Here is a 15239-nt window from a genome sequence, read left to right on the forward strand (position 1 = left end):
ACCACCGAAAAGCCCCGGCCGTGCTCGCCGGCCCTGGAAGCTTCGATGGCCGCGTTCAGCGCCAGCAGATTCGTCTGCGCCGAGATTTCCAGGATCGTGTCGAGAATCGTGCTGATTTCGCCTGCGCTGCTGCTGACCTGGGAAATGGCGTGGGCCGTCTCTTCCGAAGACTGCAGCGTGCTGTTGAATTTGCCGACAAGCTCCTTAACAATGACCATGCCGCGCTGATTCAGCTCACCGGTCCGGCGGGCCAATTCGAGAATTTCCTGTGTCGAAGCGGTCACCTGATCGATGGCTCCGCCCAGCTCTTCGACTTTTTCGGACCCCATCATTACCGTATTCGCTTCGTCGCTAGCGGCGGAGGAGAGCTGGATGATCGATTCGGTAATTTGCGAAGAAGCCTTTTGCGTTTGCTCCATGCTGTCTTTCAGGTCCAATGCCGACCGGGATACGATGTGAGCCGAACCGGAAATTCCGCCGATCATCTCCTGGATATCCTTTTTCATCGTATTGATCGCCCTGAGCATGGCTCCCGTTTCATTGCCTTTTTTCAGCATCGATTCCGGAATTTCGGTCGCCAGGTTGCCGCTGCCGATTTGCTGCAAATATTGCACCGCCGCATTCAGCGGTTTGGCGATTGCTCTCGAAATAAACAACGAAATCGCCATGACGACGACAACGATGACGATCATGACCAGATAAATGATGCGCTGGATCGCTTTCGTGGATTCGGCGATCTCGCTTTTGTCCATCACGGCAATGTATTTCCAATGCGTTTCCGGCGAAACGTAGACGCTGACGGTGTAATTTTTGTCTTTCAGCGAGATATCGAAGTTTTTCCCTGCCATTTTGTCGATATCGGCGAACGCTTTGATGTTCAAATCCTTCAGCGTTTTGAAATTGGTTTCCGGATTTTTCGGATTGGCCAGAATGGTTCCGGCTTCATCCGTTAAAATGACGTAACCGCTCTCCCCGATCTTAATGTTGTTGATCGTTTTGGTCAGCGCCTCCAGGCTGACGTCCACGCCTTGAACGCCGACCACGTTGCCCGCTTTGTCTTTAATGGTCACCGAAGAGCTGACGATCGGCACGTTGCCCGTGAACGAAGCGTACGCGCCCGTACGTTTGACTTGATCCGGATTTTCGACCGCCTGCGTATACCATGCTCTGGTTCTCGGATCGTATTTGTCGTTGGAGGTTCCTTCCGGCCATTGGATGTAGCCTCCGTCTTTTGTTCCCAGATAAATGTAGGAAATGCTCGGATGCGTCTTGGCGTAATTCAAATACAGATTGTATATTTCGGATTCGATCCCGGGTTTTTGCGACGGTGTCATTTGGATCGTTCCGTCTTTGCCAACGGTGTTGATATATGAGGTGATCGAACCGTCGATTTGCTGCACGAGCGGGTTTTTGGCGAAATATTCGACCGATTCGTTTACGGTGCTGAAATACAGGTTCATGGCTCCGCTGACCTGCTTGATTTCCTTTCGGGTGGCGTCGTAGAAATTCTGCTCCATGTCTTTCGTGACCTTGTTGTTGATGGCAAAGCCAAGCGACAAGGTGGACAGCAGGACAAGCGCCACCATCGTAACCAGGAATTGCATTTTTAGATTCCACTGCCATTTCTTTCTCAAGTTGTTTCTCTCCTCCATGTTCAGGAAGCTGCAATTTCGAATCTTGCAGAATCCTTCGTTTTTAAGCATGATTTTTTTCTCTCTCATGGATATATATCGGCAGGAATCATATTTTTGTTAAATTTTGTCGAAATTCTAGTCGGATAATAGGGACTTTTGTCTATTGCTATTCATTATAAGCAGGTAAATAACGATAAATAGGATGGGAGAGAAAGCGTGCTGTAAGAACTACGACCTATCACAAAAAGACATCAGGAGGTAAGACAACGTGAGAACAAAGCTTTTCCAATTCAAAGCGCTGTTGGCTATTTTGCTCGTGGCGGCCCTGCTGCCATGGAATCAAGCCAACGCGGCTTCAGAGAAACCTGCGTTTGATCCGTTTGAAAAAAGCATCGATGAAATCGCAAACGCTTTGGATACGAACCAAATCACATCCGAGGAACTTGTCGAATACTATTTGAAACGCATCGAGGCTTTCGATAAGCAAGGCCCTGCCATCAATTCCATCATTACGGTCAACGATAAAGCCTTGGAGACAGCCAAAAAGCTGGATGCGGAGCGCAAAACGAAAGGGCCGAGAAGCAAGCTTCACGGCATTCCGTTCGTCGTCAAAGACAACTTCGACGTGGTCGGCATGCCGACGACGGCCGGATCCGTAGCGCTGAAAAACGACTACCCGTCCAAAAACGCGTTTACGGTGCAAAAGTTGATCGACGCCGGGGCGATCGTGATCGCCAAAACGAACATGTCCGAGCTTGCCGCATCCTACGGCAGATTGGGATACAGCTCAATGGGCGGCCTGACGCTCAACCCGTACAACCTGAACCGCGACGCTTCCGGTTCCAGCAGCGGCAGCGCTGCGGCGGTAGCGGCAAACTTCGCCGTTTTCGGCCTCGGAACGGATACTTCCGGGTCGGTGCGCGGTCCGGCCAATGTTACCGGACTTGTGGGCATTCGCCCGACGCTTGGACTGACCAGCCGCAGCGGCGTCGTGCCGTCGGCCCTGTCGTTTGACGTGACGGGACCGCTGGCGCGCAGCGTTGAGGATGCCGGCATCGTGCTGAGCGTCATGGCCGGAACGGACAAAAACGACAAGGCGACCCAAACCGCTCATCATTACGTTCGCGATTACGCCAAGTCCCTGGATGCTTCCTCGCTGAAGCATGCCCGTATCGGCGTGGCCACCGATTTCTTCGGTGATAATGCCGAGGTCGATGCCATCGCGAAACAAGCGATCGCCAAAATGCAAAGCATGGGGGCCGTCGCGGTACCGGTATCGTATTCCAGCCAGACGAAATACCTGTGGACGCCGATTCTTGGACCTGTAGGCGATGCGGAATTCAAAACCCAATTCGAAAAATATTTGGGCATGCTGCCTGCCGGCGGGCCGAAAACGCTGCAAGAGGTCATCGACATCAGCGAATCGCCCGAAGTGGCGAATTCGGCTACGCCCGTGAACCCGGGACGGCTTGAAGGCCTCAAAACGGCGCTGGAGAAAGCCGACACGCTGAATTCGAAGGAATACAAAAAAATCGTGCACAAAGAAATTCCGAACACCCGCAAAGAAATCATGGACATCATGAAAAAGAACAAGCTGGATGCGATCGTATTCCCGACCATGTCCTGCCCGGCATCCAACCGGTTCGACAAAGAAGACCCGACCTACGTATGTACGGCATACGACACCTACGCTGCAAGTTATGTCGCGTCGGCAACCGGATTCCCCGAAGTCACCGTACCTGCGGGCACCGTGGAAGCGGGCGTTCCTGTCGGCATCTCGTTCTTTGGACCGGCTTACAGCGAACAAAAGCTGCTCAGCCTGGCTTATTCCTTCGAACAAGCAACGAAAGCAAGAACGGTTCCAAAAAACACGCCGGAACTGCCATAACGAACAAAGCAGCCTGTGCATCCTGTCCGTCTCTCCCGTCCATGAAGCAGGCAGATGCATTGCACAATCTTGATAAACGGAACCATCCAAGCCGTCCCGCAAACAGCGGGGCGGTTTTTCGCGTTTGCGGGGCCGCAAGGACGATTGAAACGGTTGGATTCGGGTAATGAAATGTAATATGCGGATGCCGCGCGGATATCCGGGACGGATCAGGGAATATTAGGCAGTGAAAAGAAACAGCGAGGTGATGATGCATGACAGCACCGGAGCAGCATGTCAAGCTGCATGGATTCAACAACTTGACGAAGTCTTTGGCTTTCAACATGTACGATATCTGCTATACCCGGACCAAGGAGGAGCGGGAAGCGTACCTCGAATATATAGACGAGCAGTATAATGCCGACCGGCTCACCGCTATTTTAAAACAGGTTTCGGACATTATCGGCGCCCATGTGCTGAATATCGCCAAACAGGATTACGTCCCCCAAGGGGCAAGCGTAACGATTCTCGTATCGGAAGGCCCTGTGGTGGAAGTGCCGAAGGAGTCTTACGCGGAATCGCCGGGGCCGCTTCCCGAGTCGGTCGTGATGTCGCTCGACAAAAGCCATATTACGGTCCATACGTACCCGGAATACCACCCGGATGACGGGATCAGCACGTTCCGGGCCGACATCGACGTATCCACCTGCGGGGAAATTTCGCCGCTGAAGGCGCTGAATTATTTGATCCATTCCTTCGACACCGACATTATGACCATCGATTACCGGGTGCGGGGTTTTACGAGAGATATTAAGGGACATAAGCTGTTTATCGACCATGACATCAATTCGATCCAGAACTATATCCCGGATAACGTGAAGGATCTCTACCACATGATTGACGTGAACGTCTACCCCGAGCATATTTTTCATACCAAATGCAAGCTGAGGGAGTTCGATCTGGACAACTACTTGTTCGGATATACGAAGGATGGCCTGAGCGAGCAGCAACAAAAAGAAATCACGGAACGGATCACGCAGGAGATGGATGAAATCTATTACGGCAAAAACATGAGCTGAAACATAATCAAAACATAATGAAAACGCATGAGCTGAGGAAAAGGTTTCCTCGGCTTTTTTTGCGAAATCAGAGGTTTGGGCGCAGAAACTCCAGGCATTTCGCGTCAACGGAAATATAGCTTTAGGCCTTATGCCCAGGGGTTTTGCGAAATGTCATTTGGCCGATTGTTTTTTCATAACATGGAAAATAGGCCGATGTTAACACGGACTCAGGTCTTGTTTTCGGGCTGAGGATGGTTATAATTTCCTGATTTTTTCAAGAAGCTGGATTAATGATAGGGAATCATGTTTAATTTTTAGTAAAAAGGGTCAGAGAGGACTGATCGTTATTTCTCGCTTATTTCGGTCTATCGCTCTTATGCTGATTACGATCGTTTTATTGGGAGGTTGTCAAAGCGTGAACAAGTCGGAAAACAACGGCCAAATGCAAGAGGCCAAAGAGCTCGCCATCCAATATTTCAAGGATGAATACGGCCTGGACGTGGAAATCACGGATCAGGAGAGACTCGCAGAATACATAACGCCCAAAATTACGATGAAAGGCCACGTGAAAGGAAAACCGGAGGAAAGCTTCAACATTTCGGTGGATTATGAAGACAAAAAAACGACCGACTTCGTCATGAGCCCGGAGCTCGAAAAGGCCATCCGCGCCAAAGGGATCGACCCCTTCGCGAAGAAGGATACGGCAAAATAGGACGCTGTGCACGTTCGGATGAAAAGAGGGAGGAGTACGTTTGAGCAAGGGACCTCGGATCACGGATGAAATGTATAAAAAAATGTCGGACCTCGCCTACTCCGATCTGAAAAAAGGGAGCAAGCCGCAGGATCTGCCGGGGTGGGAGGTATTGGAGGACGCGGCCAACGACGATTCTTCGGGTTTTGACGCCGTCACGTTTTACAATCCGGAAACGAAGCAGGCCGTCATCGCTTACCGCGGCACGGAAGGCGGGAGAGGACTGTTCCATTCCGTGCCGGACTATGTGACCGATGTCGGTATCGGCGAGCGCGAGCTGGAGCGGAAAATAGGAAAAAGCTTTGAAGTCAAAATGCCCTGGGACGACAAGGTGCAAAAAATTGAGGACCATTTGGGGATTACCGCAGCCAAAGACTGGATGGGCGGCGCCGGCAAAGCGGTGGATAAATTTTTCAACGGGGACAAACAGCTGTACCAGGCCGAGGATTATGCCAATGAAATGAAGAAAAAACACAAGGACTTGGATTTTTCGCTGACGGGCCATTCGCTTGGCGGGGCCAATGCGCAGTATGCCGCGGCATATACCGGACTTTCGGCCGTCACGTTCAGCGCCCCGTCCGTCATGGGAAGCCTGACGAGCGGCGCCAGACGCAAAGCGGAAAACGGGGAATTCGACTCGCAAATCGTCAACTACGTCCATCCAAGGGATCTTGTCGGCAGCGGCACGATGGGCGGATATGACCGCCATGTCGGGTCGACGTATTACATCGACTCCAACTATGAGGATGCGAATGCCGGCTTCGGCCTTTTCGAAAAGATCGGCAATTCGTTCGGCGGTGCCCATTATCATAGTTTGAAACAGTACCGATTCGATGAAAACGGCAGTCTCGCCAATCCGCTGTATGACGCCGAAACCGGCGAGAAATTGAACGGATCGCCGCGGGCGCCGCTGTCCTTCGGAGAGGCTTTGGGGATCCCGGGAGCCTATTTCGCGCCGATCGAGCTTGCGATGAAAACGGGCATCGCCATGGCCATGGGCGGCATGGGCTCGGGCATGATCCGGGTCACGCCGGAGGAGCTGAAAAGCGTGGCCGAAAAATGGAGCCAAAACGCGCATCAGATCAGCTCGGATATGCAGGCGGTCAGGGCCAAGCTGATGAGATATACCCAGTCAAGCCACAGCCGCAGGCTGCAGCCGATCGTGGCGCAGCTGGACGCTTCGGTCAGCGAGCTGACAAAATGGCATGTCGAGCAGACGACGTTGTTTCTCGATTTCATCAAATCGAAGGCCGAGCAGTTTCATCAGGCCGATGCTTCCGGCCCTCAATTGATGCAATAAGCTTTCGAATCGGAGGGATCACATGAGCGAAATCCTTGTTGAGCTGGGCGACCTGGAGCAGGCCGAGCGGGAACTGAGCTGGCTGCTTGCCCGGATTCAGGCCGACGAGCAGGAAGCCCGAAGCTTGTACGCCAGGCTAAGCGATTGGAACGGGCAATCGGCAAACGTGACGCGCGAATACGTTGAAGCCTTTTTTAACGGTTTGGCCGGCCGGGTACGGTCGATCGAGCAGCAAAAAGCGGAGCTGATCCGTTATATGCAGGTCATGAAACAAACGGATCAGATGAGATGACGTTAAGAGAAGAAACGGCGTCGTATTCCTTCGGGAGTGCGGCGTTTTTTGCAGCATTGACACAATACCGTGATTCCTTGAGGAAACACGGTATTTTCTATTTAACTCTAATAAAAACGAATTCGCCCTTCCTAAGTCCTATCCCCTCTTTTTCGATCGCCATATCCATGTCTGGAAATCCGTTCCATCGTCGCAGTAATTTATGAAGTTTGTGGGATACCCGCTTCGGGGACTTCCATGAATAATGAAAATGAAACGAGGATTGTGCTGATTTTTGCTACAAAAAAATGATCATTTCCTGAAAGGAGCAGACGAATGTCCAGAAAAGTTTTGCGATTATGGATTGCGTTTATGGCCGGGTTGCTGCTGATGGTCGGGCTTTTGCCCGGGTTGGGGCAGGCGGCTGCCGAGGAGGCGCAATCAACCGTCGAATGGTCCAGGGATTACGGAAGCAGCTCCGAAGGACAGGGAGTCATCCCGACTTCCGACGGCGGTTATTTAGCTTTGGGAGGCATTTACGATGCCGACAAGCCGGAAGGATATTCGTATCAAAAGGCCTATGTTCTGAAGCTGGATGCGGAAGGCGAGGTCACATGGGAACGAAAGCTCAAATATCTAACGACGAGGAATGCGGCATACCGGGCCATCGAGACGAAAGACGGCGGATACCTAGTGGCGGGAATAACGGTAACGGAAGGCGAACCGAAGGACCGGCTTTACATGATCAGGCTGGATTCATCGGGCAATGTATTATGGGAAAGGGTACAGAAGGACGACGCTATCCACAGCACCCCGAAATCCGTGGTCGAAACGGATGACGGCAGCTTTTTGATCGCCGGGGAAGGGATGGTCAGTTGGGTCGCTTATGAACAAGGTTATATTTTAAAGGTCGATCCAAACGGCGAAACGCTGTGGTACAATAAATACCGCCTTACAGGTACCGGCGACTTTTTAACCGATCTTATCCCCGCCAATGATGGCGGTTATGTCGCCGTCGGCCACGCAGGCATGGTCGAATACGAATCGAAAGATTTCGATGCGATGCTGATCCTGAAAATTGATGACCAAGGCAAAGTGCTTTGGTCGAAACAATTCGTCGATCCGCGCAGCGGCTGGACGGCCTATTCGATTGTCGGAACAGAGGATGGCGGGTACCTCATTCTAAGCAGGAAATACAGCGGAAACGGCGCAACGCTGCTTACCAAAACGGATCTCGACGGACAGGTGAAATGGGAAAAGACGTTTTTGGACGGCGCGGATTTTTACCGTATCTATAATCGACTGGTGCGGACTAAAGACGGGTACGCCATGCTCGGGAAACATGCGACACGGATCGATTGGAACAGGGATGTGAAATACCAGTACGGTGTGTTGAGAGTCGACGAGAACGGCGATACGATCAGCGAGGAATTATTCAAGGGACCACCGATTGCAAGCGTAGGCATCGCAGCGGCAACCAAGGACGGGGGCTTTATTTTCCCGGGGACCGTTTTGCGGGGAGACGATAGGAAGTTCCAGTTGATGAAGCTGTCGCCTCCGGCGGATCGGCAGCCTGTCGAACGTACGCTGACGGGCATCTCGTTTATGGAAAAAGAAAAGAAATTGAAAACGGGCACTAGCTTCTCGACCGTGCTGCAAGCGGTTTATTCCGACGGAACGAAAAACGACCTGTCCAGCGCCGCGCTGTACATTTCGGGGGACGACAACATCGTGGAAGTCGATGCCTTGGGCCGGATCACGGGGCATGAGCCGGGAAGCACCTATATCGAAGCGAATTATGAAGGTTTTACGGCAATGATGAACGTGACGGTTCTGCCGGAAGATACGGACGAACTTAGTCCCGTACAAGGCGATTTCGGCCTGGATTCGGGCGAATATTCACTTTTGGAAGGTACGACGCTGGACATCAAGGTCACCGTATATGGCTATAACCCGCGAACGGAAACGGATGTCACGAAACTGGCGACGTATAGCAGCGACCGACCGGACATCGCCGAGGTGGACGGGGATGGGAACCTGATCGGCCATAAAGCGGGTAAAACCCGGATCTATGCCAAGTATAAGGGAAGCAGCGTTTATGCCGAAGTGCTGGTCGTGCGCGCGGCCGCGCCAACAGGCGATGGGCAGCCTGAAGAGCCCAACAACGGTGCGGATTCCCCGGAAGAAAGTGACGGATCGGAACAGGAATCGGCACAAAAATGATGGCCGCTGATGTTCTGGGAGAATTTAAAAAGGCCAACCGATTGACGGTTGGTCTTTTTTGAAGATATAAGAACGAATACGTTTCGAAGCGATGCCTTCCTTATATCTCAAGGAAAATTTCCGCTAAGCGCGGTCTGTTTTCTGTGAAAGTACGCCGATAGACGTTTTTCTTTCTAAATGATCCTTTTTCGTATCCAGCCCGAAATCTGATCCGTCAAAACGATGAGCACGATGATGCCGAGCAAAATGATGCCGACCCGGTTCCAGTTCCGCACCTGAAGCGCAAAAATGAGCGGCGTTCCGATGCCGCCTGCGCCGACCAAGCCAAGCGTCGTGGCGGAGCGGACGTTGATCTCGAACCGGTATAGCGAATAAGAGAGAAACTGCGGAATGACCTGGGGCAGGACCGCGTAACGCAGCACCTGCAGCCGGTTGGCGCCCGAGGCGATTAATGCCTCTTGCGGTCCGCGGTCGATGTTTTCGATCGTTTCCGAGTACAGCTTGCCGAGCATGCCGACCGAATGAATGCCAAGCGCAAGGACGCCTGCAAAAGATCCGGGGCCTACCGCCTTGATAAACAGAATCGCAACGATGATCTCCGGAAACACGCGGATGATGCTCAGCACGATTTTGCCGCTGCCGGATACGGCGAGCCTCCGGCTCATGTTCGAAGAAGCCCAGAAGGCAAACGGAATGCAGACCACGGCGGCGACCACCGTGCCGAGAATGGAAATGACCAGCGTGTCGAGCAGCCCCCGCAGCAAATCCTCGCCTTCCGGGATGTAGACGAAAGACCAGTCCGGATGCAAAAATCCTTGCAAAATGGATTTGGATACGGTCCCGGCCGTACTTTGTATCCCTTCAAAATGCACTCCCTGGACGGCCCAATAGTAAACGGCGATAACGATCAGGGCGATCACCGCAAAACGGATCCGGGAGCCAAAAGCGGAACCGGATGTTTGTTCGGGCAAGGCGGAATTCGTTTTTTTCATAGCAGTTTCCTCCGGATGATCGTACTGGCGTAATCGATAACCAGCACGATCGCAAGCGTCAGCAAAATGATGACCGCGGCCCGGTCGTAACGGAACAAACCGAGCGAACGGTCGAGCAGCAGGCCGATCCCCCCGGCCCCGACGAGCCCGAGGACGGCTGCCGCCCGCACGTTGACTTCAAAGGTATAAAGCAAATAAGACATGAAATAAGGCAGCGCCTGCGGAACGACGGCGTACATGATGATCTGCAGCCGGTTTGCGCCTACGGCGGACATCGCTTCAAGCGGTCCGGGGTCGATGGCTTCGATCGCTTCGAAGGTGAGCTTGGCGATGATCCCGAACGAAAAAAACACGAGCGCCAGCATGCCGGCAAACGGCCCGATGCCGAACACCGCTACGAAAATGGCGGCGAACAGCAGGTCGGGAATGGTTCGGATCAGGTTCAGCAGCATGCGCGCCGGAACCGAGACGAATCGGCTGATGCGCAAATTGGATGCGCAGAGCAGCGCTGCCGGAACGGCGAGCAGCCCGCCCAGCGTCGTGCCGAGAATGGCGACCTGAACCGTTTCCATCATCGGCCCCCAGACCGTGGGCAGGTAGCTCCAATCCGGGGGGAACATTTCTTGCAGCAGGCTCCCCATCTGCGGCAAACCTACGATCAGCTGATACGGGGTAACGTCCGTCCGGATCGAACAGGCGACAAGCACGGCGATAAGGACGATCCAACCGGCGATCTGTTTATATTTGCGCGGCGGCAGCATGTCGGGAGCGGCCGGCCGGAGTGAAGCCGGGGGCGCGGGCGTCTTCATGACGCACCTCCCAACAGCTCATCCTGCTGCACGGGACGGCCGTAAATTTCGGCAAAGGCTTCGTCGGTCGCTTCTTCCGGCGTCCCGTCGAACACCACTTCTCCGGCGCGAAGGCCGATGATCCGCGTCGCGTATTCCCGGGCAAGGTCGATGAAATGGAGGTTGATGACCGTGGTGATGTTCATGTCCCGGTTGATCCGCTTCAGGTCTTCCATGACCTGGCGCGTGGTCAGCGGGTCAAGCGAAGCGACGGGTTCGTCCGCCAAAATGACCCGGGCTTCCTGCGCAAGCGCCCGCGCGATCGAGACGCGCTGCTGCTGCCCGCCCGACAGCTGGTCGGAGCGCACGTATGCTTTTTCCCGGATATTGACCCGCTGCAGCGCATCGAGGGACAGCTCCACGTCCTGTTTCGGAAACCAGCCGAGCATGGTGCGGAACGTGGAATGGTAGCCGACCCGTCCGGACAACACGTTGCGGATGACGGTCGAACGTTTGACCAGGTTGAAGCTTTGGAAAATCATGCCGATGTCGCGCCGGATGTGGCGGAGCTGGCTGCCGGAGGCGCGGGTCACCGATTTGCCGTTCACCCGGATGTCTCCCGAGGAAATATCCGTCAGGCGGTTGATGCTCCGCAAAAAGGTGGATTTGCCCGCGCCGGACAGGCCGACGATGACGACAAGCTCTCCTTCGCGGATGGTGAGGTTGATATTGCGGAGCCCAACCGTTCCGTTGGAATAGACCTTCGTTACGTTATCGAATTCGATCATGGCGAACCAACTTTCTGTAATGGTTTCGGACGCGAAAATAGATTAGGGCGTCTGCAAAGGGAAACAACACCGCCACAAACTTCATGGACGGTGCTGCCCAAAAGACAGGTATGAATGTGCCGGGACTTTACGTTACTTGATTTCCTGTCCTACGACTTTTGCGTATTCGCGGACCGGATCGAAATTTTTGTCGTCGCCTGGAGCATAACCTACATGCGTATAGATGTCCTTGATGATTTTGGCGCCTTCCTCGTCCTTGGTGATATCGATGAAAGCTTGGCTGATTTTGTCCCTCCAGCTTTGATCCATGTCGCTGCGGACGCTGACGGTGTCGTTCGGGATTTTGGCGGTGTAATGGAGGACGCGGGTTTTTTCGAATACGTCCGGAACGTCCTTTTTCACCGTATTGCGGGCATCCTGGAATACGGCGACGGCGTCCACCTGATCGTTCAACAGCGCCATGATGGCGGCGTCATGCCCTTTGATCGTTACGCCTTGCACGTCCTTGTCCGGATCGATGCCTTCTTTTTTCAGCTCGGCGGCCGGGAAAACGTAACCTGCGGAGGAAGTGACGTTCTGCCAGCCGATTTTTTTGCCTTTCAAGTCTTTCAGGCTTTGGATCGGGGAATCTTTTTTCACGACGATCATCGCTTTGTAGAAATCGACTTTTTCGGTCGTATCCTCGCCGGTTTCGTCCTTGATGCCGTAGCGCTGCGCCTGAAGCAGAAGGTCGACGGCTTTTTTGTTGTCATGGGCCAGGACGTAAGCGTTCGGCGGCAGGAAACCGACGTCGACCTGTTTGGAAGCCATCGCTTCGACGATGGTGTTATAATCCGGCGATACGGTGACATGAACCGGAATGCCCAGCTTGTCTCCGAGCAGTTTTTCGAGCGGTTTGGTTTTGGCTTCGAGCGTATCGGCATTTTGGGACGGCACGAACTGAACGTTCAGCTCTTTCGGCACGTAGCCGGAAGATGCCGCTTCCGCGGTGCCGGACGCCGCGTCCCCGCTGCCGTTTCCGGCGCTTTTGGAGCCGCATGCGGCAAGGCTGGCTGCAAGCGCCAGCGTCATGCCGATCGCAAGTACTTTTTTAAACATGATGGTCCCCTCCAGAATTTTTTCTATGATCCTGGCCGGCTGGGCCGGCTGACAGGATTGAGCGTAACATAGGCGCGGCGAACAAGGGTTAACGGAAAGGATGACTTTTGTTGAAATTGCGTAAAATATGCGGCCTTTGATGTCCGGTTCGGCTTCAGGCTTGCCGCGTGTTTTTCCCGTATATATGGTAGAAACCCGGAATCACCGATTTTACTCCCGCTTAATATCCGGGCGGTATAATAGGCGTAACCAAGATCGAATGGAGGATCGAAAAGGAGTGGTGAACGTGAATGGCATTCCGAATGCGAAAGAAGGCAGCCTGCGGCCGGACGCCGAGGCGATCCTAAAGCTGCGTATTTTGTCCACGACGGATGTGCACGCTTGTCTGATGGACTACGATTATTACCGGGACCGGAAAGACGCTGCGGTCGGACTGGTCCGGACGGCAACGTTAATTAAAAAGGCAAGGGCGGAGGCTCAAAACTCGCTGCTCGTAGACAACGGGGATTTGATCCAAGGCACGCCGCTCGGCACGTTTGCCGCGCGCGTCGATCCCGATCGCTCCGGGGCGGCGGGAGGCTGGCTTCACCCGGCGATCCGCGCGATGAACGCGATGGGGTATGATGCGGCGACGCTTGGCAACCATGAATTCAATTACGGTCTGGACTACTTGGATCAAGTTATCTCCGGCGCCGCTTTTCCTTACGTCAACGCCAATATATACGTGCATGAAGCGGAGGCCGGAAGGAAGTTTGCCGTCAACCGCTACCGGCCGTACGCGATCGTCACGAAAACCTGTCTGGACAGCACGGGACAACCGCATGATATCCGCATCGGCTTCATCGGTTTTGTACCGCCGCAAATTATGGATTGGGATCAAGGGCATTTGGATGGGAAAGTGCAGGTGAAAGACATGGTTCTGTCCGCGCTTGAGTGGATTCCCCAAATGAAAGAGGAAGGGGCGGACGTCATTGTGGCGCTTGCGCATAGCGGTTTTGACGCCGGCGTGTCCTTGAAGGATCACGACGCCGAAAACGCGGTGCTGCCCCTCAGCCTGGTTCCGGGGATCGATGCCATCGCCTTTTCCCATACGCATCGGACGTTTCCGGCACGGGATTTCGCTTCGCTGGATGCAACCTTTAAAAGGACGGACGGGACGCCGCTGCCGGCCGTCGACTGGCAGGAGGGGACCATCAACGGATTGCCCGCGGTCCAAGCCGGCTATGGCGGATCGATGCTTGGAATCATCGACTTGTCGCTGCGGCGCGTGAACGGAAGATGGCAGGCGGCGGATGGAAGATCGATGATCCGGGAGATTCGCGGCGGGTCGGAAGGAACCGGGCCTGCGGAGCCTGATTCCGAAATTGTCGGGCTTTTGCGGCAAGCGCATCAACAAACGGTGGCTTATGCCAACGCTCCCATCGGACGAACGGAAACGCCTTTGCATACCTATTTTTCCCTCGTGCACGCGGATGCGTCCATCCAACTGCTGAATCATGCCCAAATAGCGCATGCCCGCCGCCGGATCGCTTCGTCCGCGCCGGATCTGGGGCATCTTCCCGTGCTTTCGGCCTCGTCGCCGTTTAAAGCCGGACGGAACGGCCCAAACGATTACGCGGAGATCCCGGCCGGACCGATTGCGATCCGCAGCGCCGCAGAGCTGTATTTGTTCGAAAATACCATCAAAGCGGTCAAAATAAGCGGGGCCGCCTTGAAGGAATGGCTTGAAATGTCGGTCGGCATATATAACCGGATCGATCCGGACGAAACCGGGGAGCAGCCGTTGCTGAACCCGGCGTTTCCCGCCTTCAACTTTGACGTCATCGGCGGCGTCGCCTATCGGGTGAACGTCGCCCGGCCGGCAAAATACGGCCTTGACGGCATGCTGCTGGACCCAAGCGCGGGCCGGATCGAGGACTTGCGGCACGAAGGCCGTCCGGTGGAGCCGGAGCAGCAATTCATCGTGGTGACGAGCAATTACCGGGTCTCGAGCGGTATTGTGCCGGGGCTGCGCGAGGCCGAACTCGTGCTGGATTCCGCCGACGAAAACCGGCAGGCGCTGATCGACTATATTGCGGAACAAGGCTTGCTTAAGGCAAGACCGGAGGAAAACTGGAGTTTCACGCGCGTCGCAAAACCGGTTAACGTCACCTTCACGGCCTCTCCGGAAGCGGCCAAATATACCGGAGATGTTCCGGGTATCTCGTATACGGGGCGGACCGATGCGCGGGGTTACGGCATTTACCGCATCGACCTTGGCGTCAGAGAGGCAGCTGAAGCTGCAGCCGTTTCCGGACGAACGGATGTTTCGCCATAAATTCGCAGAAACCGACAGGCTTTAGCCGCTTTTCATGTTTGCAATAGTGATCATTTCCCAAATCGTTACGAAACGCAGAGGTTCCGGATGTCTCGAGACCTCTGTATTTTTTTGCAAAGATAAGGATTAAGCCGCTTATGCCCCCGTCT

12 protein-coding genes are annotated in these 15239 nt (G+C 54.2%); 7 read left to right on the top strand and 5 right to left on the bottom strand.

The genetic code is table 11. The features are described 5' to 3' along the window. On the bottom strand, window positions 1-1634 hold a 1634-nt coding region (locus GQY55_RS20230), incomplete at its 3' end, for a methyl-accepting chemotaxis protein (RefSeq protein WP_160043701.1). Between the two features lie 268 nt (window positions 1635-1902). On the opposite strand from GQY55_RS20230, the gene GQY55_RS20235 reads away from it, so the two are divergent. The 6 genes from GQY55_RS20235 (at window position 1903) to GQY55_RS20260 (ending at window position 9107) form a co-directional block, all read left to right on the top strand. Continuing rightward, the gene (locus GQY55_RS20235) at window positions 1903-3522 is read left to right on the top strand and encodes an amidase family protein (protein ID WP_160043702.1); all 1620 of its coding nucleotides are present in this window, start codon (window positions 1903-1905) and stop codon (window positions 3520-3522) included. A 254-nt stretch (window positions 3523-3776) separates the two neighbouring features. After that, window positions 3777-4580, top strand: a complete 804-nt coding sequence (gene speD, locus GQY55_RS20240) for an adenosylmethionine decarboxylase (RefSeq protein WP_160043703.1) — start codon at window positions 3777-3779, stop codon at window positions 4578-4580. Between the two features lie 397 nt (window positions 4581-4977). Beyond that, window positions 4978-5274, top strand: coding sequence for a hypothetical protein (locus GQY55_RS20245; protein WP_236575749.1), 297 nt, complete (start codon window positions 4978-4980; stop codon window positions 5272-5274). Window positions 5275-5314: 40 nt separating this feature from the next. Beyond that, window positions 5315-6613, top strand: a complete 1299-nt coding sequence (locus tag GQY55_RS20250; protein ID WP_236575750.1) for a lipase family protein — start codon at window positions 5315-5317, stop codon at window positions 6611-6613. A 22-nt stretch (window positions 6614-6635) separates the two neighbouring features. Further along, window positions 6636-6905, top strand: coding sequence for a hypothetical protein (locus GQY55_RS20255; protein WP_160043704.1), 270 nt, complete (start codon window positions 6636-6638; stop codon window positions 6903-6905). A gap of 315 nt (window positions 6906-7220) precedes the next feature. Beyond that, window positions 7221-9107: an Ig-like domain-containing protein gene (locus GQY55_RS20260; RefSeq protein ID WP_160043705.1), complete on the top strand. Its 1887-nt coding sequence runs from the start codon at window positions 7221-7223 to the stop codon at window positions 9105-9107. Between the two features lie 173 nt (window positions 9108-9280). On the opposite strand, the gene phnE (GQY55_RS20265) is transcribed toward GQY55_RS20260, so the two are convergent. The 4 genes from phnE (GQY55_RS20265) to GQY55_RS20280 all read right to left on the bottom strand — a co-directional run bounded on the left by phnE (GQY55_RS20265) (window position 9281) and on the right by GQY55_RS20280 (window position 12773). Further along, a complete protein-coding gene (phnE, locus tag GQY55_RS20265; RefSeq protein ID WP_160043706.1) occupies window positions 9281-10099 on the bottom strand; it encodes a phosphonate ABC transporter, permease protein PhnE in 819 nt (272 codons plus the stop codon). Continuing rightward, a complete protein-coding gene (gene phnE, locus GQY55_RS20270; protein WP_201452198.1) occupies window positions 10096-10908 on the bottom strand; it encodes a phosphonate ABC transporter, permease protein PhnE in 813 nt (270 codons plus the stop codon). The genes phnE (GQY55_RS20265) and phnE (GQY55_RS20270) overlap by 4 nt, the downstream gene beginning before the upstream one ends. Next, entirely contained in the window at window positions 10905-11675 is a 771-nt protein-coding gene (gene phnC / locus GQY55_RS20275; RefSeq protein WP_160043707.1) for a phosphonate ABC transporter ATP-binding protein, read from the bottom strand. Before phnC ends, phnE (GQY55_RS20270) begins: the two co-directional genes overlap by 4 nt. Window positions 11676-11807: 132 nt before the next feature. Continuing rightward, on the bottom strand, window positions 11808-12773 hold the full coding sequence (locus GQY55_RS20280; protein WP_160043708.1) for a phosphate/phosphite/phosphonate ABC transporter substrate-binding protein: 966 nt from the start codon (window positions 12771-12773) through the stop codon (window positions 11808-11810). 277 nt (window positions 12774-13050) lie between these two features. On the opposite strand from GQY55_RS20280, the gene GQY55_RS20285 reads away from it, so the two are divergent. Then, window positions 13051-15090: a bifunctional 2',3'-cyclic-nucleotide 2'-phosphodiesterase/3'-nucleotidase gene (locus tag GQY55_RS20285; RefSeq protein WP_236575751.1), complete on the top strand. Its 2040-nt coding sequence runs from the start codon at window positions 13051-13053 to the stop codon at window positions 15088-15090. Window positions 15091-15239: the final 149 nt, after the last annotated feature.

The sequence above is a fragment of the Paenibacillus sp. USDA918EY genome (assembly GCF_009870825.1).
In the GTDB taxonomy this organism is placed as follows: domain Bacteria; phylum Bacillota; class Bacilli; order Paenibacillales; family Paenibacillaceae; genus Paenibacillus_AQ; species Paenibacillus_AQ albilobatus.